The organism is Rathayibacter sp. AY1A4, assembly GCF_002930955.1.
GTDB lineage: Bacteria > Actinomycetota > Actinomycetes > Actinomycetales > Microbacteriaceae > Rathayibacter.
Map to the genome: position 1 here is coordinate 76,533 of NZ_PSTN01000006.1, position 22,222 is coordinate 98,754.

Genomic DNA, 22,222 nt, shown 5'->3' on the forward strand with positions numbered 1-22,222 from the left:
GCTACGACCGCCGCAGTTCGAAGGTGGTGGTGCCGACCTTCACGGGCGTGTCCAGCGGCACCTTGGTGGGCGCGCCGACACGGCGGCCGTCGAGGAAGGTGCCGTTGGTGGAGTCGAGGTCCTGGATCATCCACTCGTCGTTCCAGAGGAGCAGGCGCGCGTGGTGGGTCGAGGTGTAGTCGTCGCGGATGACCAGCGTCGACTCCGCGGAGCGGCCGATCGTCAGCGGGTCGCCGGTCAGCTCGAGCTCGGTGCCCCGCTTGGGGCCCGAGGTGATCACGAGGCGCTGCGCCGTGTGGACGGTGGCGGCGCCTCCCTGCTCGGCGCGCTCGGCGGCGGCCTCGCGGCTCCTCCGGGCCGAGGGGGCCGACGGGGAGGCGGGCTGCGCGGGCGCGGGAGCCGCGGCGGCCGCGGCGACCACGGGCTGGGCGGCCGTCACGAACGGGGCCTCGGGGGACGCGGCCTGCGTGCCGGGCGGCAGCTTGCGCACGCGCTGCCCGAACAGGTCGGAGCGCAGCGCGTAGACGATGCCGAACACGAAGAACCACAGCAGCGCGAGGAACGCGATGCGCAGGAGGAAGAGAGTGAGCTCGCTCATAGCCGGTCGTCCCAGAATCCCTCGGAGCCGCGTCCGGCTGCCCTGCCGGACGACGGGCGGTCGGTGCGTGCGGGCGCGGAGCCCTGCACGACGCGGTAGACGATCGAGGTGCGCCCGATCGTGATGGTCTGCTCGGGGGCCAGGGGCGCCTGCGTGACGGGCCGGCCGTCGAGCTTGGAGCCGTTCGTGGACCCGAGGTCGTGCACCTGGGCGCGGGAGCCGTCCCAGAGGATCTCGACGTGCTTGCGGGACGTGCCCGAGTCGTCGACGGTGATGTCGGCGTCGCTGCCGCGGCCGATGACGGTGCGCGCCTTCGTGATCGGGTGGCGCCGGCCGTCGATGTCGAGGACGGGCGTGTAGGCGACGGTGCCCTTCACGCTGCGGGAGTCGACCTCGACCATGCCGTCGCTGAGCGCCGGATCGACGGCGAGGGAGATGTCGATCGGGCCGGGGAAGCGGAAGCCCTGCTTGGTGGCGTGCTCGGTGGCCACGGTGGTGAGCTCGTCGATCAGGGTGGCGCCGAGGCGCTGCATCCGGTCGAGGTCGGTCGCGGACATCCGCAGGACGAGGCTGTTGGGGACGAGGATGCGGTCGCGGCTGACCACGGCGGCGGTGGTGTCGAGCTCCCGGCGGAGGGCGGAGGCGAGCTCGACCGGCTGCAGACCCGACTTGAAGGTCCGCGCGAACGCGCCGTTGACGACGCGCTCGAGTCCCTTCTCGAAGTTGTCCAGTATGCCCACAGTCTTCCGATCTTCCGGTTCTTCGCCTTCTCGGCGGTCGCGCACGGATCGAGATGTCTGCGCGCCCGTCGCCGCTTCCTCTTCTTGGTCTGCGCCGCGCACGGCTACGGGCATGTTACTGGGATGGTCTGGATGCGCGATCCTCCGCGGTGGTTTCGCGGCCGGAGTGCCGTGTGCGCGCTCTCACCGGCACGGCCCGGTGGCGGCTCCCGGGGGAGCTCCGACCCGGGGCGGCGGGTGCCGGTTCGGCTCCGGGGCCGGGGGATGCTACGATTTCTCGTCGGCGCTTCGGTGCCGCTGGTGAGCGCGAGTGGCGGAATAGGCAGACGCGCACGGTTCAGGTCCGTGTGCCCGAAAGGGCGTGGGGGTTCAACTCCCCCCTCGCGCACCAGAGTTCACGAGAACCAGAGAGAAGCCCCCGATCGGATGTCCGGTCGAGGGCTTCTCCCGTTCCCGGGTGCGGTGCGCCGCGGGGCGGGCTCCTGTCGTGTCGTTCTCGCGGACGGCGTCCCGCGGAGGCGCGGTGTTCACCGGGAGGTCGGCGGGAGGTCGTTCGGCGCGGGCACGCTTGCGGAGTGATCGCCCTCCGTGCCGACGTGTCCGCCCTCGATCCGCGGGCGCTGCCCGAGCTGCTCCGACGCCTCCGTCGGCACCGGAGCGTGCAGGTGGGGGAGTGCCAGTGGATCGCGGTGCTGCCCGGATCGGGCCCGGTGCTGCTGACGGCGGGCGACCGGCTCGTGCTCGACCTGCTGATCGAGCGGCGCGCGCTGCTCCCCGTGGTGATCGACGCGCTCGAGGCGGAGCTGCGCAGCGGCGGCTTCCGCGAGCGGATCGCGCTGCGCTGGAGCACGCCGGACACGGTGCCCGTGCCGCTGCGCTGACGAGCCGCGGTCAGCGGCGGGTGAGCTCCACGACCGGGATGATGCGGGTGGTGCGCTTCTCGTAGTCGAGGAAGCCGGCGGAGGCGGTGGTGAAGCGGGCCCAGCCGGCGTCGCGCTCCTCCCCGGCGAGGACGCGCGCCCGGACGTCGACGGTGCCGTCGTCGGGGGTCTCGATCGCCAGGTCCGGGTGGGCGATCGTGTTGTGGAACCAGGCGGGGTGCTTCGGCGCACCGGCGGCGGACGCGGCGAGCAGCCAGACGTCCTCGGAGGGGTGCAGCGCCATCAGCGGGGTCACGCGCTCCTCGCCGGAGCGGGCGCCGCGGTGGTGCACCAGCACGAGGCTCCTCCCGAAGCCGCCCGTGGTCACGGTCCCGCCGTTCGCGCGGAACTCCTCGATGATCGTGTCGTTCCAGTCGGCCATGCTCGTCCTCCTCGGCGCGGTGCCGGCACTCGAGTGCCGGGGTCAGGCGCGGGCGCCCAGAGCGTCCTCGCGGCTGCTGCTCCCACCCGGCGGCTGTGCGCCCCCGGTAACGGCGGCGGGATCCGCCAGCGCCCGCCGCCAGGGTAGCTCCGCGGCGCCGACGAGTTCCAGCCTCGAGCGCAGGGCCGCGCGCTCGATCCGCACGCCGCGCGCGAGGTCGCTCAGGGCGCGGGCCGAGACGCGGGCGGCGAGGCGCTCGCGGTCGACGGTGAGCAGCGAGCCGAGGAAGCCGCCGAGCACGACCGCGGTGGGGTTGAAGAGGTTGATGTAGGTGGACAGGCCCTCCGAGAGCAGGTCGACCTGGCGGGCGACCTCGCCGAGGACGGCGGGGTCGCGGGAGGTGCCCAGGGCGATGTCGAGCTCGTCCTGGTCGAGGACGCGGGCGCCGAGGACGTCGAGGAGGGAGCGCATCCGGACCTCGGCCTCGAGGCAGCCGCGCCGGCCGCAGCCGCAGAGGCGGCCGTTCGTGGCGACGAGGGTGTGGCCCAGCTCGGCCGCGAACCCCGAGGAGCCCTGGAGCGGGACGCCGCCGATGATGACTCCTCCGCCGATGCCGCCCGCGCCGCCGGTGACGTAGACGACGTCGGCCACGCCGTGCGCGGCTCCGAAGAGGGACTCGCCGATGGCGCCGAGGGTCGCGTCGTTGCCGACGGCGACCGGGAGGTCGAGGGCGCGGCTCAGCTGGGTGGCGAGGTCGACGTCGCGCCAGCCCAGGTGCGGGGCGCGGTGGACGAAGCCGGAGTCGGCCTGGACGAGGCCGGGGACGGCGACGCCCGCGCCGACCAGCGTGCGCAGCGACTCCCGCTCGGAGCGGAAGCCCTCGACGATTCCGGTGACGACGCGGACCACCGTGGCCGGGCTCGCGGGCTTGGGGGTGTCGAAGCGGACGCGGCGCAGCAGCTCGCCGTGCAGGCCGACGAGGCCGACGATGATCGCGTCGGTGTCGAGGTGGACGCCCACGGCCGCGAACCGGTCGCCGGGGACGACGGTGGCGCTGGGGCGGCCGATGCGGCCGTCGGGCGCGGTGGTCTCCTCCGCCACCCAGCCGAGCTCGCTCAGCTCGCCGACCAGGTTCGCGACGGCGGAGCGGTTCAGCCCGGTGAGGCGGCCGAGCTCGGCGCGGCTGGTGGGACCGGAGCGGTGCACCAGGGTCGCGAGGCTCGCGAGGTTCGTGCGGCGCAGCAGCGCGTTGCTGGAGGCTCCGACTGCTCCTGCCATGATCGCCTGCCTGTCGCTGGACCCCGACGGGTCTCGGATGCACTCGGGCGCGGCTCCCCCGAGGAGAAGCCGCGCCCGAGAACTGTAGAAGAGAAGGACGAGGAGCGCCGCTGGGCGGCGCCCGGCGTTCGCCTAGCGGCCGCCGGCGCGGCGCTTGTTGAAGATGTCGAACGCCACCGCGAGCAGGAGCACGAAGCCCTTGATCGCCATCTGCCAGGCCGCGTCGACCGAGAGGATGGACAGGCCCATGTTGAGCACGCCCATCACGAGTCCGCCGATGACGGCTCCGACGACGGTGCCCACGCCTCCCTGGACGGCGGCGCCGCCGATGAAGACCGCGGCGATCGCGTCCAGCTCGTAGTTCTGTCCGGCCGAGGCGACCGCACCGCCGGCGCGGGCGGTGCTGACGATGCCCGCGACTCCGGCCAGTGCGCCCATGTTGACGAAGATGAAGAAGTTGACCCACTTCGTCTTGACGCCGGACATCATCGCGGCGAACAGGTTGCCGCCCATCGCGTAGATGTGGCGACCGAAGACCGTCCGGCCGAGCACGAAGCTGTAGGCGAGGATCAGCACGGCGAGCACGATCAGGATGATCGGGGTTCCGCTGTAGCCGGCGAGCAGCCAGGAGAGGGCCATGATCGCGACGACGGCGATGGCCGACTTCGCGACCAGCGAGCCGATGGGCTCGCGGGGCAGCTCGAGGCGGCGGAGGGTCGCGCGGCTGCGGAGCTGCTGGGCCACGAGGACGACGCAGACGATCAGGCCGAGGACCAGGGTGAGCGCGTCGCGGCCGGCGATGCCCCCGAGGACGCCCGGCAGCCAGCCGGCGCCGATCGCGGTGAACTCGGTGGGGAGGCCGTTGATCGTTCCGCCGGTGAGGAGGACGAGGGTGAAGCCGCGGAAGATCAGCATGCCCGCGAGGGTCACGATGAACGCCGGTATGCCGACGAAGGCGACCCAGAAGCCCTGCCAGGCTCCGACGGCGGCGCCGGTGACGAGGGCGACGACGACGGCCGCCCACCAGGGCAGGCCCCAGTTGTTCATCGCGATCGCCGAGATGGCGCCGACCATCGCCACGACCGAGCCGACCGAGAGGTCGATGTGGCCGGCGATGATGACCATCACCATGCCGATCGCGAGGATCAGCACGTAGGCGTTCTGCTGGATCAGGTTGTTGACGTTGCCGGGCAGGAGCAGGCGCCCGCCGGTCAGCACCTGGAAGAGCAGGATGATGATGGCCAGCGCGGCGAGGATGCCGTACTGCCGGAGGTTGATGTTCAGCCGGCGCGAGCGCTTGGGCGGGGTGGAGGGCGTGTTGGCGGGCGTGTCCGCCGGCGCTGTGGTGGTCGTGGCGCTCATCGGGCCTGTTCCTTTCCGGCGGTCATGTAGTGCATGAGGTGCTCCTGGGTGGCGTCGGCGCGATCGATCTCGCCCGTGATCCGTCCCTCGGAGATGGTGTAGATGCGGTCGGCGAGGCCGATCAGCTCGGGCAGCTCGGACGAGATGACGACGACCGCCTTGCCCTGGGCCGCGAGCTCGTTGATGATCCCGTAGATCTCGTACTTGGCTCCCACGTCGATGCCGCGGGTGGGCTCGTCGAGGATCAGCACGTCGGGACCGGAGAAGATCCACTTCGAGAGGACGACCTTCTGCTGGTTGCCGCCGGAGAGCTTCCCCGTGACGGCCGAGACGGTCGGCGCCTTGATGTTCATCTTCGATCGGTACGAGTCGGCGACCTTGTACTCGCGGTGCTTGTCGATCACGCCGAGCCGGGCCAGGCGCGAGAGCGCGGCGGCCGAGACGTTGACGGTGATGTCGCCGATGAGGTTGAGCCCGTAGCGCTTGCGGTCCTCGGTCGCGTAGGCGAGGCCGTTGCGGATCGCCTCGTCGACGGTGCGGGTCTGGATCTCCTTGCCGTCCTTGTAGACGCGGCCGGAGATGCCGGTGCCGTAGCTCCTCCCGAAGATGCTCATCGCGAGCTCGGTGCGTCCGGCACCCATCAGGCCCGCGAAGCCGACGATCTCGCCGGCGCGGACGGTGAAGGAGGCGTCGTCGACGACCACGCGGTTGATGTCGACCGGGTGGTGGACCGTCCAGTTCTCGACGCGCAGCTTCTCCTCGCCGATCTGCGGGTCGCGCGGCGGGAACATGCTGTTGAGGTCGCGGCCGACCATCGCGCGGATGATCCGGCTCTCGGACGCCTCCTCGCCGGCCATCGGGAAGCTCTCGATGGTGCGGCCGTCGCGGATGATCGTGACGGTGTCCGCGATGGCGCGGATCTCCTTCAGCTTGTGGCTGATGATGATGCAGGTGATGCCCTGCTTGCGGAGCTGGTCGATCAGGCCGAGCAGGTGGTCGCTGTCCTCGTCGTTGAGGGCGGCGGTGGGCTCGTCGAGGATGAGGAGCTTCACCTCCTTGGCGAGGGCCTTGGCGATCTCGACGAGCTGCTGCTTGCCGACGCCGAGCTCGAGGATCTTGGTCGCGGGGCTCTCGGCGAGGCCGACGCGGGCGAGCAGCTTGGCCGCCTCCGCGTTGGTCGCGTTCCAGTTGATGACGCCGCGGGTCGACTTCTCGTTGCCGAGGAAGATGTTCTCGGCGATGGAGAGGTAGGGGCTGAGGGCGAGCTCCTGGTGGATGATCACGATGCCGTCGGCCTCGCTGTCGTTGATCGACCGGTACTGCGCCTCCTCGCCCTCGAACTCGATGGTGCCCTCGAAGCTGCCGTACGGGTACACGCCGGAGAGGACTTTCATCAGGGTCGACTTGCCGGCGCCGTTCTCGCCGCAGATGGCGTGGACCTCGCCGGGCTGGACCGAGAGCGAGACGCCGTCGAGGGCGCGGACGCCGCCGCCGAACTCCTTGACGATGTCGCGCATGATGAGGATGGGACTGGCCAACAGGGCCTCACTTCGTTGGGGGGGAGTGGTGTGCGGACGGGGAGGCGGGGGCGGGGAGGATCGCTCCTCCCCGCCCCCGCCCGACGGATCAGAGTCCGACGTCGCCGGCCTTGAGGAAGCCGGAGTCGACGAGGACCGACTGCACGTCGTCCTTCGTGACGACCTGCGGCTCCAGCAGGTAGGACGGGACGACCTTCTCGCCGTTGTCGTAGGTCTCGGTGTCGTTGACCTCGGGCTCCTCGCCCGCGACGATCGACTGCACCATCTGGAAGACGCGGTCCCCGAGGGTGCGGGTGTCCTTCCAGACCGTCATGGACTGCTCGTCGGCGAGGATCGCCTTGACGTTGGCCTTGTCGGCGTCCTGGCCGGTGATGACCGGGTAGTCGGCGCCGGGGGTGTAGCCGGCCGACTTCAGCGAGGCCTCGATGCCGATGGCCAGGCTGTCGTTGGGGGAGAGCACGACGTCGACCTTCTGGCCGCCGGTGTAGAAGGAGGAGAGGCGGTTGTCCATCTCGGACTGCGCCTTGTCGGAGGCCCAGCCCTGGATGCCGATCGAGGCCCAGTCGTCGTCCGACGCGGGCGACTTGCCCGAGGGGACGGTGAGCTTGCCGCTCTCGATGTAGGGCTGCAGGACGTCCCACGCGCCGGAGAAGAAGAACTTCGCGTTGTTGTCGTCGGGGCTGCCGGCGAAGGGCTCGAGGGTGAAGGGACCCGCGGCGTTCTTCAGGTCGAGGGTCGACTCGATGTACTGGCCCTGGAGCTGGCCGACCTTGTAGTTGTCGAAGGTCGCGTAGTAGTCGACGTCCGCGGTGCCGTTGATGAGACGGTCGTAGGCGATGACGGTGGCGTTCTGCTTCTTCGCCTCGGCGAGGACGGGCGCGAGCGCCTCGCCGTCGATCGCGGCGATGACCAGGATCTTGGAGCCGCCGGCGATCTGGTTCTGGATCTGCGAGATCTGCTGATCGGTCTTGTTGTCGGCGTACTGGAGGTCGACGGTGCAGCCGTCGCCCTCGAGCTGCGACTGGAGGCCTTCGCCGTCGTTGATCCAGCGCTCGAGGCTGCGCGTGGGCATCGAGATGCCGACGGTGCAGTCGCCTTCCGCGCCGGCGCCGGCAGCGGCGCCTCCGGAGTTGGCGGGGCTCGCGGAACAGGCCGCGAGGCCGAGGGAGATGATGCCGGCGGCGGCCAGCGTGGTGATGCCGCGGGAGAACTTCATGGAGTGCATTCCTCTCTGAAAGCAGTGTCCGAGGGAGAGGACGACAAGAGGCGTGCACGTGTGGCGCACGTCGTCGTGTCGTCGCCCGGGAGGGCGGGAGAGCCCCGAGGGGCTTTGTCCACGGAGAGAACATATTCCTTCGATCGGGGGGAGTAAAGCGCGGGCGGCGAATTTGTCCAGGCGATGCCGAAATGTGATCTTCGGGACGCCGATCCCCGCCGTTGCTGGGGGAGAACGCTCTCACCGCTGGCTCCCGCCCCTCCGCCGGGCGCCCCCCGCCGTCCGCGTGAGGGAAACGCGAGGACTCCGGGCCGGGCTGTAGGAGAACCGTGAGGACCGCTCCGAGGGGCCCCCGCGAGGTGTTGCATCGCTTCCTGTGCCGCTTCCCGGCAGGCGTCCGGTCCCGGGCGTCGTCCGCTCCCCGGATGGAGTCCTCCGTGCTCGACCTCGCCTACCTCCTCGGCGTGCTCGCCCTCTTCTCGCTCATCGCTCTCGCCGCGAAGGGGGTCGAGCGGCTGGGCGGACCGCCCCCCTCGGCGACCCGCGGGACCCGCGAGAAGGAGGCGGGCCGGTGATCGTCTTCAACGCCCTCGCGGCCGTGCTGGCGCTCGCCGCCGTCGTCTACCTCGTCGCGGCCCTGATCCGACCGGAGCGCTTCTGATGGATCCGCTCCTCGCCGTCCTCCAGGTCGCGACCGTCGGCCTGGCCGTCGCCCTCCTCCACCGCCCCCTCGGCGACCACATGTTCCGCGTCTACACCTCGACGCGCGATCTCGCCCTCGAGCGCGGCGTCTACCGCCTCATCGGCGTCGACTCCGCGGGCGAGCAGAGCTGGCGCGCCTACCTCCGGGCCGTGCTGGCCTTCTCGCTCGTCGGCGTGCTCCTGCTCTACGGGATGCAGCGCCTCCAGGCGGTCCTGCCCGGCTCCCTCGGCCTGCCCGCGGTGCCGGAGGGGCTGGCGTTCAACACCGCCGTCTCGTTCGTCACCAACACCAACTGGCAGTCCTACTCCCCGGAGGCGACCCTCGGCTTCGCGGTGCAGCTCGGCGGCCTCGCCGTGCAGAACTTCGTCTCGGCGGCCGTGGGCCTGGCCGTGGCGGTGGCGCTGATCCGCGGATTCGCGCGCCGCTCCTCCGGAACGCTCGGCAACTTCTGGGTCGACCTCGTGCGCGGCACGCTGCGCCTCCTGCTGCCCCTCGCGGTGGCGGCGGCGGTCGTGATGATCGCGGGCGGCGTGATCCAGAACCTGAACGGCCCGCTGACGGTGACCACGCTCACCGGCGGCGAGCAGAGCATCCCGGGCGGCGCGGTGGCCTCGCAGGAGGCGATCAAGCTGCTCGGCACCAACGGCGGCGGCTACTTCAACGCCAACTCCGCGCACCCGTTCGAGAACCCCTCGGCGTGGGTGTCGCTGCTGCAGATCGTGCTGATCCTCGCGATCCCGTTCTCGCTGCCGCGCACCTTCGGCCGGATGGTCGGCGACGTGCGGCAGGGCCGCGCGATCCTCGCGGCGATGGCGACGATCTTCGTCGTGTCGCTCGCGGCCCTCACCGCGCTGGAGGCGGCGGGCGGCGGATCCGCGGCGCAGGCCGCCGGAGCCGCGATGGAGGGCAAGGAGACGCGGTTCGGCATCGCCGGCTCCGCCCTCTACGCGACCGCCTCGACGCTCACCTCGACCGGCGCCGTCAACGCGATGCACGACTCCTTCACCGCGCTCGGCGGCATGCTGCCGATGCTCAACATGATGCTCGGCGAGGTCGCCCCCGGCGGCGTCGGCTCGGGCCTCTACGGGATGCTCGTGCTCGCGGTGCTGGCCGTGTTCGTCGGCGGGCTGCTGGTCGGCCGGACGCCCGAGTACCTGGGAAAGAAGCTCGGCCCGCGCGAGATCAAGCTCGCGAGCCTCTACATCCTCGTGACGCCGACGCTCGTGCTGGCCGGCACGGCCCTGAGCTTCGCGATCCCGGCGGTACGGGAGGACGTGGAGAGCACGTCGATCCTGAACCCCGGTCTGCACGGGCTCTCGGAGGTTCTCTACGCCTTCACCTCCGCGTCCAACAACAACGGCTCGGCGTTCGCGGGGCTGACGGCGAACACGCCCTGGCTGAACACGGCGCTCGGCGTCGCGATGCTCCTCGGCCGCTTCCTCCCGATCCTGCTGGTGCTCGCCCTGGCCGGCTCGCTCGCGGCGCAGTCGCCGGTGCCCTCCAGCGCCGGCACGCTGCCCACCCACCGGCCGCAGTTCGTCGGCCTCCTCGTGGGCGTCACGGTCGTCGTGACCGCGCTCACCTACTTCCCCGTACTCGCGCTGGGCCCCCTGGCGGAAGGACTGCGACTCCGATGACCACTGCACTCACCGAGGCCCCCGCGGAACCCGCGCGCCCCACCCGCGCCGCCCTCGGGCCGCGCCAGCTCGCCGCTGCCCTCCCCGGAGCGCTGCGCAAGCTCGATCCGCGCCTGATGTGGCGCAACCCCGTGATGTTCATCGTCGAGGTCGGCGCCGCGCTGACCACGCTGCTGGCGATCGCCGAGCCGTTCCTCGGGGGGCCGGAGGAGTCGGGCGGATCGACGGTGCCCGTCACCTTCACGGGCGGCATCGCGATCTGGCTCTGGCTCACCGTGGTGTTCGCGAACCTCGCGGAGTCGGTGGCCGAGGGCCGCGGCAAGGCGCAGGCCGAGAGTCTGCGCGCCACCCGCACCAGCACTCCGGCCCGGCGCGTGGCCGACTACGACGCCGCGGACCCCTCCGCCCTGTCGGCCCGCCTGGTCGAGGTCTCCTCGGCCGAGCTGCAGCTGGGCGACGTGGTCGTGGCGGAGGCGGGCGACCTCGTCCCCGGCGACGGCGACATCGTCTGGGGCATCGCCTCCATCGACGAGTCGGCGATCACGGGCGAGTCGGCCCCGGTCGTCCGCGAGAGCGGAGGCGACCGCAGTGCGGTGACGGGCGGCACGCGAGTGCTCTCGGACCGGATCGTGGTGCGCATCACCTCCCGGCCGGGCGAGACCTTCGTCGACCGGATGATCGGCCTGGTCGAGGGCGCGTCGCGGCAGAAGACGCCGAACGAGATCGCGCTCGACATCCTCCTGGCGAGCCTCTCGATCGTGTTCGTCGTGGTCGTGCTGACCCTGAACCCGATCGCCTCGTTCGCAGGAGCCTCCGTGAGCGTCCCGGTGCTGGTCGCCCTGCTCGTCTGCCTCATCCCGACCACCATCGGCGCCCTCCTCTCGGCCATCGGCATCGCCGGCATGGACCGGCTCGTGCAGCGCAACGTGCTCGCGATGTCCGGCCGGGCCGTGGAGGCGGCGGGCGACGTCACGACGCTCCTGCTCGACAAGACGGGGACGATCACCTACGGCAACCGCCGCGCGGTGGCGTTCCTCCCCCTCGACGGAGTGGCGCAGGCCGCCCTCGTCGACGCAGCAGCCTCCTCCTCGCTCAGCGACCCGACGCCCGAGGGGAAGTCGATCGTCGACCTCGCGGGAGACTCGGGCCGCCCCGCCGTCGAGCCCGCTCAGGCCGCCGTGGTGCCGTTCACCGCGCAGACCCGGATGAGCGGGCTCGACCTCCCCGACGGCTCCTCCATCCGCAAGGGCGCCGGCTCGGCCGTGCGCGCCTGGGTGGAGGAGGAGGGGCCGCTGCCGTCCGCGGTCGCGGCGCGCCTCACGGTGCTCGTCGACGGCGTCTCGGAGAGCGGCGGCACGCCCCTCGTCGTCGCGGTGAAGGACGCCCACGGCGCCCGCCTGCTCGGCGTCGTGCACCTGAAGGACGTGGTGAAGGACGGGCTCGCCGAGCGCTTCTCGGAGCTGCGCGCGATGGGCATCCGCACCGTGATGATCACGGGCGACAACCCGCTGACCGCGAAGGCGATCGCGGCGGAGGCGGGAGTCGACGACTACCTCGCCGAGGCGACCCCCGAGGACAAGCTCGCCCTGATCCGGCGCGAGCAGGAGGGCGGCGCGCTGGTCGCGATGACCGGCGACGGCACCAACGACGCTCCGGCCCTCGCGCAGGCCGACGTGGGCGTGGCGATGAACACCGGCACCTCGGCGGCGAAGGAGGCGGGCAACATGGTCGACCTCGACTCCGACCCCACCAAGCTCATCGACATCGTGCGGATCGGCAAGCAGCTGCTGATCACCCGCGGCGCGCTCACCACGTTCTCGATCGCGAACGACGTGGCGAAGTACTTCGCGATCATCCCGGCGATGTTCGCGGGGGTCTTCCCCGGGCTCGCGGTGCTGAACGTGATGCAGCTGCACTCGCCGGCCTCGGCGATCCTCTCGGCGATCGTGTTCAACGCGCTGGTGATCGTCGTGCTGATCCCGCTCGCGCTGCGCGGAGTGGCGTACCGCCCGGTCGCCGCCTCGCGCATCCTCAGCCGCAACCTCCTGGTCTACGGGCTCGGCGGAGTGATCGCTCCGTTCCTCGGGATCAAGCTCGTCGACCTGATCGTCGCCGCGATCCCCGGCTTCTGACCCGCCCGTCCCGACCACTGAAGACAGAGAGAAGAGACCATGTTCCGTCCCTACGGTGTCGCGCTGCGCGCGATGATCGTGCTCACCGTGCTGCTGGGAGCGGCGTACCCGCTCGCGGTGCTCGGGATCGGGCAGCTCGCCCTGCCCGCCCAGGCGAACGGCTCGCTGCTGCGCCAGGACGGCGCGGTGATCGGCTCGTCGCTGATCGGCCAGTCGTTCACGGACGCCGACGGAGCGCCCCTGCCGGAGTGGTTCCAGTCGCGTCCCTCCGCCGCGGGCTACGACGCCGCGGCCTCGACCGGCAGCAACCTCGGCCCCGAGAACGCCGACCTGGTCGCGTCCGTCGAGGAGCGCCGGGCCGCGATCGCCGCCTTCGAGGGCGTCGACCCGGCCGCGGTGCCGGCCGATGCGCTGACCGCCTCCGCCTCGGGGCTCGACCCCGCGATCAGCCCCGCCTACGCGCAGCTGCAGGCGCCCCGCGTCGCCGCCGCCCGCGGGCTCGACGTGAGCGCCGTGCGCGCGCTGGTCGAGGAGCACACCGCGGGCCGCGAGCTCGGGTACCTCGGCGAGCCGACGGTGGACGTGCTCGAGCTCAACGCCGCTCTCGCGCGGCTGTGACCGCTCCGGTGGCGCCTCCGGCTCGTAGAATCGCGATCGGCTCGTCGGGACCGTCCGATCGAGCGGATCGACGCCGGTCCCGCGAGCCCGGGACGCCCCGGAGCCGCGAGCACGAGGGGAGGCCGGGAGCATGACGAAGGGCCGCCTGCGCGTGCTCCTCGGAGCCGCGCCCGGAGTGGGCAAGACCTACACGATGCTCGAGGAGGGCCGCCGGCTCGCCGCCGAGGGTCGCGACGTCGTGGTGGCCGTGGTCGAGACGCACGGCCGCTCCGCCACCGCCGCGATGGTCGAGGGGCTGGAGGTCGTGCCGAGGACTGCCGTCGAGCATCGCGGCGTGCTGCTCGACGAGATGGACCTCGACGCGGTGCTGGCCCGCCGGCCCGACGTCGCGCTGGTCGACGAGCTCGCGCACACCAACGCCCCCGGCTCCCGGCACGAGAAGCGCTGGGAGGACGTGCGGACGCTCCTCGACGCCGGCATCACCGTCTTCTCGACCGTGAACATCCAGCACATCGAGTCGCTCAACGACGTGGTGCACGCGATCACCGGAGCGCCGCAGCGCGAGACGATCCCGGACGCGGTCCTCCGCGCCGCCGATCAGATCGAGGTCGTCGACCTTGCGCCCCAGGCGCTGCGCGACCGCCTCGCCGACGGCCGCGTCTACCCGCCCGAGCGCATCGACGCGGCGCTGTCCAACTACTTCCGGCTCGGCAACCTGACCGCCCTGCGCGAGCTCGCGCTGCTCTGGCTCGCCGACGAGGTCGACAGCGCGCTCCGCGACTACCGCGTCGAGCACGGCATCGACAGCACCTGGGAGGCGCGCGAGCGCGTGGTCGTGACCCTCACCGGCGGCCCGGAGGGGGAGACCCTGCTGCGGCGCGGTGCGCGGATCGCGGCCCGCGCCTCCGGGGGCGACCTGCTCGCCGTGCACGTGGTGACCCCCGACGGCCTCCGCACCCCACGCCCGCACGTGCTCGAGGCGCAGCGGGTGCTGGTCGAGAAGCTCGGCGGCAGCTACCACCAGGTGGTCGGCGAGGACGTGCCGCGCACGCTGGTCGAGTTCGCCCGCTCGGTCAACGCGACGCAGCTGGTGATCGGCGTGAGCAGGCGGAGCCGTCTCGCCTCGGCGCTGACGCCCGGCACGGCGTCGACGGTGATCCGCGAGTCCGGCAACATCGACGTGCACATCGTCAGCCACTCCGCCGCCGGGCGCACCGCGGTGCTGCCGAGGCTCGACGGGGCCCTGACGCTGCGGCGCCGCCTCCTGGGACTGGCCCTCGCCCTCGTGGGCGGCCCGCTGGTGACCTGGCTGCTCTCGAGCCTCCGCAGCGACGAGTCGATCACGAGCGACGTGCTCTCGTACCAGCTGCTGGTGGTGGTGGTCGCGCTGGTCGGCGGGCTCTGGCCGGCCCTCTTCGCGGCCGTGCTCTCGGGGCTGACCCTCGACTTCTTCTTCGTCGATCCGCTCTACACGATCACCGTCGACGAGCCTCTGCACGCGCTGGCGCTGGTGCTCTACGTGCTGAACGCGGCGCTCGTCAGCGCCGTGGTCGACCGCGCGGCCCGGCGGGCGCGGGCCGCCAAGCGGTCGGGGGCGGAGTCGGAGCTGCTGGCGACGATCGCGGGCGGCGTGATCCGCGGGCAGGGGGCGCTGCAGGCGATCCTCGAGCGCTCGCGCGAGGCGTTCGGGCTGACCGGCGTGCGGCTGCTGCGCGGCGGTGAGCTCGTCGCGGCCGACGGCGAGCCGCAGCCGGAGGGCGATCCCGCGCGCATCGCGGTGGGCGAGGGCGCGGTGCTCGAGCTGCACGGCCGCGAACTGGAGGGGAGCGAGCGGCGGCTGCTCCAGGTCGTCGCCGCCCAGCTCGACTCGGTGCTCGAGAACGCGGCCCTCAGCGAGACGGCCAGCTCCCTCGCTCCGCTGGCCGAGACCGACCGGGTGCGCAGCGCCCTGCTCTCGGCCGTCAGCCACGACCTGCGCCGGCCCCTCGCCGCGGCCACCGCGGCGGTCAGCGGTCTGCGCTCGCCCGAGGTGGTCTGGAGCGAGCGCGACCGGGAGGAGCTGCTCGCCACCGCCGACGAGAGCCTCACCGTGTTGGCCGCGCTGGTCACCGACCTGCTCGACGTGACGCGGCTGGAGGCGGGGGCGCTCGCCGTGGCGCTCGCTCCGCTCGACGCCGCCGACGTGGTGCTCCCCGCGCTCGACGAGCTCGGGCTCGGTCCCGGCGAGGTCGACCTCGACCTCGATCCGGAGGGCCCGGCGCTGCTCGCCGACGCGGTTCTGCTGCAGCGCGTCGTGGTCAACCTGCTCGCGAACGCCGTCCGCTACGCGCCGTCCGGCACCCGGGTGCGCGTGGCCGCCAGCGCCTTCGGCGGGAGCGCGCAGCTGCGGATCGTCGACCACGGCCCCGGGGTGCCCGAGGAGCGCCGCGCCGAGATCTTCGTGCCGTTCCAGCGACTCGGCGACGACGACAACCTGACGGGCCTGGGCCTCGGCCTCGCGCTCTCGAAGGGGTTCACGGAGGGGATGGGCGGCACGCTCGAGACGGAGGACACTCCGGGGGGCGGGCTGACGATGGTGGTGACGCTGCCGCTGGCGCCGGAGACTGCTGCCGCTGCTCCTGCGGTTCACGTCGCTCCGGCCGCCCCGCACGACGGCGGGTCGGGCACCGCTCCGCACGAGGACTCCGGAGGAGCCGCATGAAGATCCTGATCGCCGACGACGACCCGCAGATCCTGCGCGCCCTGCGCATCACGCTCACCGCCCGCGGATACGACGTGGTGACGGCCGGCGACGGCACCGAGGCGATCAACCGCGCGGTGGACGAGCATCCGGACCTCTACATGATCGACCTCGGCATGCCCCGGCTCGACGGGGTGGAGGTCATCCACGGGCTGCGTGGCTGGACGAGCGCGCCGATCCTGGTGGTGTCGGGGCGGACGGGCGCGGCCGACAAGGTGGGCGCGCTCGACGCCGGCGCGGACGACTACGTGACCAAGCCGTTCTCGATGGACGAGGTGCTCGCGCGCATCCGGGCCCTCTCGCGACGCGTGCAGCCGGCCGACGGCGAGCCGCTGGTCGTGATCGGCGAGGTGACCGTGGACCTGGTGGCCAAGAGCGCAACGCGGGACGGCGTCTCCGTGCGGCTCACCCCGACGGAGTGGCAGGTGCTCGAGATCCTCATCCGCAACGCGGGCAAGCTGGTCACCCGCCGCTCGCTGCTGGCCGAGATCTGGGGCCCCGCGCACGTCACCGACACCGGCTACCTGCGCCTCTACCTCGCGCAGCTGCGCAAGAAGCTCGAGCCCGACCCCGCGCATCCGCGGCACCTGCTGACCGAGGCCGGCATGGGCTACCGCTTCGTGCCCTGACCGGCCTCTGCTCAGCGGGGGAACCCCGGACCGTCGAGGGAGCCCGCTGGCCGTGGCTCCCGCGACGGTCCGGGATCGCCTCGGCGGAGGGGGGCAGGTCACCAGTCGTGGACGGTGCCGTCGGCGAGGCGGTTGAAGGGCAGGTACGCGCGCACGTAGGGGTACTTCCCGGCGGCGTCGACGTCGAGCTCCACGCCCAGACCCGGGGCGTCGCCCGGGTGCAGCCGTCCCTCGCTCCAGGTGAACGACTGCTGGAAGACGCTGTCGGTCCGCTCGCCGTGCTTCATGTACTCCTGGATCCCGAAGTTGTGGATCGCCAGGCCCAGGTGCATCGCGGCCGCCATGCCCACCGGGGAGACGTCGGTGGGTCCGTGCATCCCGGACTTGATCTGGTACTGCGCGGCGTGGTCGAGGATCCTCCGGAGGTGGGAGACGCCTCCGGTGTGCGTGACCGCGCTGCGGATGTAGTCGATCAGCTGCTCGCGGATCAGGAGCTGGTAGTCCCAGACGGTGTTGAAGACCTCGCCGATCGCCAGGGGCGTGGTGGTGTGCTGCCGGACGAGGCGGAGGGCCTCCTGGTTCTCGGCGGGCGTGCAGTCCTCGAGCCAGAAGAGGTCGTACGGCTCGAGGGACTTGCCGAGGGCCGCGGCCTGGATCGGCGTCATCCGGTGGTGGCCGTCGTGGAGGAGGGGGAGCCCCGGCCCGAACTCGTTGCGGACGGCCTCGAAGACGCGGGGGACGTGGCGCAGGTAGGCGCGGGTGTCCCAGTCCTCCTCGGTCGGCAGGCCGCCGCGCTGCGCCGGCTCGTGGTCGTAGCGCACGCCGGTGTTGCCCTCGAGGACGGCGTTGGAGGCGATGCCGTAGATCGAGGTCAGCCCCGGCACCGCGGTCTGCACGCGGATCGCGCGGTACCCCTGCTCCTGGTGCTCGCGGATGCTGTCGAACAGCTCCGCGTCCGTCCGCCCGGACGCGTGGCCGTAGGCGAGCAGGCCGGTGCGGGACGCGCCTCCGAGCAGCTGGTAGAGCGGCATGCCCGCGGCCTTGCCCTTGATGTCCCAGAGGGCGGTGTCGACCGCCGCGATCGCCGCCATCGTGACCGGCCCGCGGCGCCAGTAGGACGACCGGTAGAGGAACTGCCAGGTGTCCTCGATGCGCGAGGCGTCGCGACCGAGGAGCAGCGGCACGACGTGGTCGGCGAGATAGGAGACCACGGCGAGCTCGCGGCCGTTGAGGGTCGCGTCGCCGAGGCCGGTCAGCCCGTCGTCGGTCGTGAGCTTGAGGGTGACGAAGTTGCGGTCGGGACTGGTGACGACGACCTCGGCCTTGTCGATCTTCATGGGATGCCTTTCGTGGTGGGGGATCGGGTCAGGGGTTCCGGCCGGGAGCGCGGTCCATCGAGAACGCGGCGGTCGAGAGGCCGGGCGCCACGGGCGCGGCCTGCCCCGTGCTCTCGCGGCGCTCGGCGATCTCGGCGACGATCTGCGCGTGCCGGCGGTCGGTCAGCGGATAGAACGCCATGATCAGCACCGCGAGCAGGGCCGCGACGGCCGGGATGAGGCCGGCGGCGGCGCGGATGCCCCACTCGGCGTGCTCGCTCTGCTCCGCGGCCCCGGCCACGTAGCCGCCCCAGGCCAGCGCGTACGCGGCGAGGGCGCCTCCGACCGCCTGGCCGGTCTTGCGGGTGAAGGAGAACAGGGCGTAGATCGTGCCCTCGGAGCGGATGCCGGTCTTCCACTCCCCGTACTCGACGGTGTCCGCCTCGATCGCCCAGACGAGCATGTTGACGAGCTGGATGCCGACGTAGGCGAGGACCAGTCCGCCGAAGCCGACCGCCACCGCGTCGCCCGGGGCGAGGAAGACGACCGTTCCGCCGCTGATCAGGACCCCGACTCCGGCCATGTAGGCGTTGCGCTTGCCGAACCGCCGCACGATCGTCGGGACGAGGGCGGCCAGGCCGAAGGTCAGGGCGAGCTGGATCAGCGACATCGCGGCGTAGAGCTGGACCGATCCGAGCACGTCGCGCAGGTAGTAGAGCTGCACGGTCTGGAGCGCGAGCGTCCCGGTGAGGAACAGGAACGAGCTGAGGCAGAGGAAGAGCAGCGGCCGGTTGGAGCGGAGGGTCGTCATGCTCTGACGGAACGTGACGTGCGCGACGTCGCGCTGGACGCGCTCCTTCGCGGTCAGGATCGTGAAGAGGTAGAGCGCGGAGCCGACGACGACGAAGCTCAGCGTGACGATCGAGAAGAGCGACTGCAGATCGGCGCCGGGGACGACCAGCGGGGCCATGAAGGTGCCGAGCCCGGCCCCCACGATCGCGCCGCCGATGGCGCGGGCGCTGGCGAGCTTCGCGCGCTCGGTGCCGACCTGCGTCATCGCTCCGGCGAGCGAGCCGTAGGGGATGTTGACGAGGCTGTAGGCGAGGCCGAGCGCGGCGTAGCTCAGGTAGGCGTAGAGCAGGGTTCCGCTCTCGCCGATCTGCGGGACGGAGAAGGTCGCGGCCGAGAGCAGCAGGAGCGGAACCGACCCGAACATCAGGAAGGGCCGGAACTTGCCGAAGCGCCTGCTGTAGGTGCGGTCCACGACCCGGCCGGCGAAGACGTCGGCGAACGCGTCGAAGATCCGCACGACGAGCAGCAGCGTGCCCGCCGCGGCCGCGGAGATCCCGGCGACGTCGGTGTAGTAGACGAGCAGGAACATCGTGGCGGTGGTGAAGGCGAGGTTGTTCGCCGTGTCGCCGGCGCCGTAGCCCACGATGCTCAGCTTGGAGAGCTTCTCAGCGGCGGGCGCTCCGGGCGCGGTGGTGCGGGGGGTCATGCGGGCTCCTTTACCCGGGCGCGGACCCGTCGGGATCCGCGCCGCGTCGAGACGGTGCGAGGGTGGCAATCGGTTGCCGACGGCGCCGGAAGGCGCCGCGCGGAGAGGCGGGGTGGAGGTCTAGGCCGCCTGAGCGGCGACCGCGGCGACGAGGGCCGGGTCGTCGACGAGGCGCGGGTCGACGAGCCGCAGCAGCGCCTCGAGGGGCCGGGCGGAGCCGAGGGCGCGGTCGAGGGCGGGGCGCTGCGCGTCGGGCAGGCGGTCGCCCTGGAGCAGCAGTGCGATCCAGTCGGCGACGGCACGGAGGGAGGCGGCTCCGTCGTGTCCGCCCGCGCGCTCGGCGAGGAGCACGGGCGCGATCCGGATGCGGAGCTTGGCGGTCGCGTCGGCGCCGATCTGCTCGAGGCGGTGCTCGATCCGGGGGTTGCCGAAGCGCTCGAGGAGGGCGGCGCAGTAGGCGTCCGCGTCGAGACCGGCGGGGAGGCCGGCCGCCGCCTCCGCCCAGAACGCCTCGACGGCGCTCCGGCAGGCGGGGTCGGCGATCGCCTCCGCGACGGTGGCGAGGCCGCGCCGGCGGCCGGTGGCGGCGAGGAGCGTGTGCGCGCCGTTGAGCAGTCGCAGCTTGCGCCGCTCGAAGGGCTCGATGTCGTCCACGAAGCGGGCTCCGGCGCGCTCCCAGGCGGGTCGGCCGGCGGGGAAGCCGCCGCAGAGGACCCAGTCGCGGAACGGCTCGGTCACGACGGACGCGGCGTCGCTGATGCCGGTGAGCTCGGCCGCCGCCTCCCGGTCCGCCGCCGTGGCGGCCGGAGTGATCCGGTCGACGGAGGTCGACACGAACGAGACGGTGCGGTCGATCCAGTCGGCGAGCGACGGGTCGAGCCGCTCGGCGAGCAGGAGCAGCCCACGGCGCACGAGAGGGCCGTTGCCGGAGAGGTTGTCGCAGGAGACGACGGCGAGCGGGCCGGAGCCGGCGTCGCGCCGGGCGGTGAGGCCGAGGAGGAGGCGGCCGAGCGCGGTCGTCGGCGCTCCTCCCGATCGGAGGGCATCGAGGTCGCTCCGGACGGCGGGGTCGTCCAGGTCGGGGCCGCCGTCCGCGGCGAGACGGTACCCGGCCTCCGTGATCGTCAGCGTGACGATCGCCGTCCCTGGAGCCGCGACGAGCTCGACGAGACGCGCGACGTCCGCGCCGTCGACCGCCTCGACGATGCTGCCCACGACCGTCGCCGAGTCGCCCTCCGGTCCGCGCTCGATCAGCGTGAACAGGCCGTCCTGCGCGGCGAGCTCCTCGGCCGCGCGGGGGCTCCGGCCGGTGAATGCGGCGATGCCCCATTCGTGGTCGTCGTCGACGGCGTGCGTGTACCAGGCCTGGTGCGCTCGGTGGAAGGCGCCGAGGCCGAGGTGGACGATGCGGACGGGAGCCGCCGGCAGGCCCGCGGACGCGCGATCGAGACCGCCTCCTCCGCCGTGCCCGCTCACAGCTTGAAGACCTTCCGCGGCTGGGCGTCGACGAGGTCCAGGATGACGGCGCTCGCCGTCTCGGAGTCGATGCGCCCCTCGGCGACCAGGCGCGCGAGGAACGCGGCGTCCAGCCTCCGCGCCATGTCGTGACGGGCCGGGATGGAGAGGAACGCGCGGGTGTCGTCGATGAAGCCGGAGCTCCGCGAGAAGCCGGCGGTCTCCGTCACGGCGGCGCGGAAGCGCAGCACCGCGTCGGGCGCGTCGAGGAACCACCACGGCGCTCCGAGGAACACCGACGGGTAGTAGCCGGCGAGGGGAGCGAGCTCGCGCGAGTGGGTGCTCTCGTCGATCCCGAAGAGGACGAGGTGGAAGCCCGGTGCGTTGCCGAGCTCCTGCAGCAGCGGGCGGAGGGGCTCGGCGAACCGGGTCGCGACGGGGATGTCGTGGCCGGTGTCGGGACCGAAGCGCTCGAAGGTCGGCCGATCGTGGTTGCGCAGCACCCCGGCGTGGACGGTCATCACCAGGCCGTCGTCGACGCTCATGCGGGCGGACTGCAGCAGCAGGTGGGCGGCGAGGACGCGGCTGCCCTCGGCGTCGATCGTGCCGGCGCGGGCGCGGGCGAAGAGGGACTGCGCCTCGGCGGGGTCGAGGTCGACGGTCAGCGGCTCCAGCACTCCGTGGTCGGCGGAGACGGCGCCGTGGTCGAGGAAGTACCGGCGCCGGGCGCGGAGGGCCTCGAGGAATCCGGGGAAGCTGGACTCCTTCGTTCCGGTGGCGGCGGCCAGGGCGGCGATGCGCTCGGGCCAGCCGGGGGTGGAGGGATCGAGGTAGGCGTCGGGGCGGAAGGTCGGCAGCACGCGGCCCGGGAACGCCGGATCCTCCGCCAGAGCCCGATGGACGGCCAGGTCGTCCAGCGGATCGTCGGTCGTCGCCAGCACCTCGATCCCGAACCGCTCGAAGAGCGCCCGCGGGCGGAAGGCGTCGGACGCCAGCCGGACCCCGATCGCCGCGAAGAGGGCGTCGGCGGTGGAGGCGTCGGGCTGCTCGGTGATGCCGAACTGCTCGGCGAGGATCGACTGGAGCCAGTAGCCCGAGGCGGTTCCCGCGAAGATCCGCCAGTGCGCGCAGAACGTGCGCCACACCTCCTCCGGGCCGGCGAGGCGCTCGCCTCCCGGGATGCCGAGATCGCCCAGGTCGATCCCGGCGGAGTGGAGCAGCCGGGTGACGTAGTGGTCGTGCCGGAGGAAGAGCTCGGACGCGTCGGCGAAGGGGCGGTCCTCGAGCAGGAGGCGCGGATCCACGTGCCCGTGCGGGGAGAGGATCGGCAGGTCGGCGACGCTCGCGTGGAGATCGCGGGCGATCGCCCGGGTCGTCGGGTCGATCGGCAGGAGTCGGTCGGGATCGTTCAGCAGCTTCGTCGGCACGGGGCCATCCAAGTATGGGTGCCGAGGAGTGTC

19 protein-coding genes and 1 tRNA gene are annotated in these 22,222 nt (G+C 72.4%); 9 read left to right on the forward strand and 11 right to left on the reverse strand.

What is annotated here, in order from left to right:
- Position 1: 1 nt before the first annotated feature.
- Together C5B92_RS05525 and C5B92_RS05530 are read right to left on the reverse strand one after the other, a co-directional pair.
- Positions 2 to 598 carry an FHA domain-containing protein gene (locus C5B92_RS05525; protein ID WP_104274437.1) on the reverse strand — a complete coding sequence of 199 codons (597 nt, stop codon included), beginning with the start codon at positions 596 to 598 and terminating at the stop codon, positions 2 to 4.
- Positions 595 to 1,338 (reverse strand): DUF3662 and FHA domain-containing protein, encoded by a 744-nt coding sequence (locus C5B92_RS05530; RefSeq protein ID WP_104222658.1) that lies wholly within the window; start codon positions 1,336 to 1,338, stop codon positions 595 to 597. Before C5B92_RS05530 ends, C5B92_RS05525 begins: the two co-directional genes overlap by 4 nt.
- 304 nt (positions 1,339 to 1,642) lie before the next feature.
- On the opposite strand from C5B92_RS05530, the gene C5B92_RS05535 reads away from it, so the two are divergent.
- Positions 1,643 to 1,729 (forward strand) — tRNA-Leu (locus C5B92_RS05535).
- A gap of 184 nt (positions 1,730 to 1,913) precedes the next feature.
- Positions 1,914 to 2,219: a hypothetical protein gene (locus tag C5B92_RS05540; RefSeq protein ID WP_104255651.1), complete on the forward strand. Its 306-nt coding sequence runs from the start codon at positions 1,914 to 1,916 to the stop codon at positions 2,217 to 2,219.
- Positions 2,220 to 2,229: 10 nt separating this feature from the next.
- On the opposite strand, the gene C5B92_RS05545 is transcribed toward C5B92_RS05540, so the two are convergent.
- From C5B92_RS05545 to chvE, 5 genes are all read right to left on the reverse strand, one after another.
- Complete coding sequence (locus C5B92_RS05545) at positions 2,230 to 2,640, reverse strand: nitroreductase/quinone reductase family protein (RefSeq protein WP_104255652.1); 411 nt, start codon at positions 2,638 to 2,640, stop codon at positions 2,230 to 2,232.
- A gap of 42 nt (positions 2,641 to 2,682) precedes the next feature.
- Positions 2,683 to 3,918, reverse strand: coding sequence for an ROK family transcriptional regulator (locus C5B92_RS05550; protein WP_104222655.1), 1,236 nt, complete (start codon positions 3,916 to 3,918; stop codon positions 2,683 to 2,685).
- A gap of 132 nt (positions 3,919 to 4,050) precedes the next feature.
- Positions 4,051 to 5,280, reverse strand: a complete 1,230-nt coding sequence (gene mmsB / locus C5B92_RS05555; protein WP_104255653.1) for a multiple monosaccharide ABC transporter permease — start codon at positions 5,278 to 5,280, stop codon at positions 4,051 to 4,053.
- A complete protein-coding gene (gene mmsA / locus C5B92_RS05560; protein ID WP_104255654.1) occupies positions 5,277 to 6,797 on the reverse strand; it encodes a multiple monosaccharide ABC transporter ATP-binding protein in 1,521 nt (506 codons plus the stop codon). Before mmsA ends, mmsB begins: the two co-directional genes overlap by 4 nt.
- Before the next feature lie 109 nt (positions 6,798 to 6,906).
- Positions 6,907 to 8,034 carry a multiple monosaccharide ABC transporter substrate-binding protein gene (gene chvE / locus C5B92_RS05565; RefSeq protein ID WP_374952918.1) on the reverse strand — a complete coding sequence of 376 codons (1,128 nt, stop codon included), beginning with the start codon at positions 8,032 to 8,034 and terminating at the stop codon, positions 6,907 to 6,909.
- 425 nt (positions 8,035 to 8,459) lie between these two features.
- On the opposite strand from chvE, the gene C5B92_RS17215 reads away from it, so the two are divergent.
- The 7 genes from C5B92_RS17215 (at position 8,460) to C5B92_RS05595 (ending at position 16,493) form a co-directional block, all read left to right on the forward strand.
- A complete protein-coding gene (locus C5B92_RS17215) occupies positions 8,460 to 8,609 on the forward strand; it encodes a hypothetical protein (protein ID WP_167299012.1) in 150 nt (49 codons plus the stop codon).
- The gene (kdpF, locus tag C5B92_RS05570) at positions 8,606 to 8,695 is read left to right on the forward strand and encodes a K(+)-transporting ATPase subunit F (RefSeq protein ID WP_104350130.1); all 90 of its coding nucleotides are present in this window, start codon (positions 8,606 to 8,608) and stop codon (positions 8,693 to 8,695) included. Before C5B92_RS17215 ends, kdpF begins: the two co-directional genes overlap by 4 nt.
- Complete coding sequence (gene kdpA / locus C5B92_RS05575; RefSeq protein ID WP_104268826.1) at positions 8,695 to 10,374, forward strand: potassium-transporting ATPase subunit KdpA; 1,680 nt, start codon at positions 8,695 to 8,697, stop codon at positions 10,372 to 10,374. The genes kdpF and kdpA overlap by 1 nt, the downstream gene beginning before the upstream one ends.
- Positions 10,371 to 12,506: a potassium-transporting ATPase subunit KdpB gene (kdpB, locus tag C5B92_RS05580; protein ID WP_104350131.1), complete on the forward strand. Its 2,136-nt coding sequence runs from the start codon at positions 10,371 to 10,373 to the stop codon at positions 12,504 to 12,506. The genes kdpA and kdpB overlap by 4 nt, the downstream gene beginning before the upstream one ends.
- 39 nt (positions 12,507 to 12,545) lie before the next feature.
- A complete protein-coding gene (gene kdpC, locus C5B92_RS05585) occupies positions 12,546 to 13,124 on the forward strand; it encodes a K(+)-transporting ATPase subunit C (protein WP_104225770.1) in 579 nt (192 codons plus the stop codon).
- Positions 13,125 to 13,254: 130 nt separating this feature from the next.
- Complete coding sequence (locus tag C5B92_RS05590; RefSeq protein ID WP_104350132.1) at positions 13,255 to 15,825, forward strand: ATP-binding protein; 2,571 nt, start codon at positions 13,255 to 13,257, stop codon at positions 15,823 to 15,825.
- On the forward strand, positions 15,822 to 16,493 hold the full coding sequence (locus C5B92_RS05595; RefSeq protein WP_104222647.1) for a response regulator: 672 nt from the start codon (positions 15,822 to 15,824) through the stop codon (positions 16,491 to 16,493). The genes C5B92_RS05590 and C5B92_RS05595 overlap by 4 nt, the downstream gene beginning before the upstream one ends.
- 98 nt (positions 16,494 to 16,591) lie before the next feature.
- On the opposite strand, the gene manD is transcribed toward C5B92_RS05595, so the two are convergent.
- The 4 genes from manD to uxaC all read right to left on the reverse strand — a co-directional run bounded on the left by manD (position 16,592) and on the right by uxaC (position 22,189).
- A complete protein-coding gene (gene manD / locus C5B92_RS05600) occupies positions 16,592 to 17,830 on the reverse strand; it encodes a D-mannonate dehydratase ManD (RefSeq protein ID WP_104323855.1) in 1,239 nt (412 codons plus the stop codon).
- 28 nt (positions 17,831 to 17,858) lie between these two features.
- The gene (gene uidB, locus C5B92_RS05605) at positions 17,859 to 19,307 is read right to left on the reverse strand and encodes a glucuronide transporter (protein WP_104257955.1); all 1,449 of its coding nucleotides are present in this window, start codon (positions 19,305 to 19,307) and stop codon (positions 17,859 to 17,861) included.
- Between the two features lie 120 nt (positions 19,308 to 19,427).
- Positions 19,428 to 20,783, reverse strand: a complete 1,356-nt coding sequence (locus C5B92_RS05610; RefSeq protein ID WP_258061266.1) for a mannitol dehydrogenase family protein — start codon at positions 20,781 to 20,783, stop codon at positions 19,428 to 19,430.
- Positions 20,780 to 22,189 (reverse strand): glucuronate isomerase, encoded by a 1,410-nt coding sequence (gene uxaC, locus C5B92_RS05615; protein ID WP_104350133.1) that lies wholly within the window; start codon positions 22,187 to 22,189, stop codon positions 20,780 to 20,782. The genes C5B92_RS05610 and uxaC overlap by 4 nt, the downstream gene beginning before the upstream one ends.
- Positions 22,190 to 22,222 lie beyond the last annotated feature (33 nt).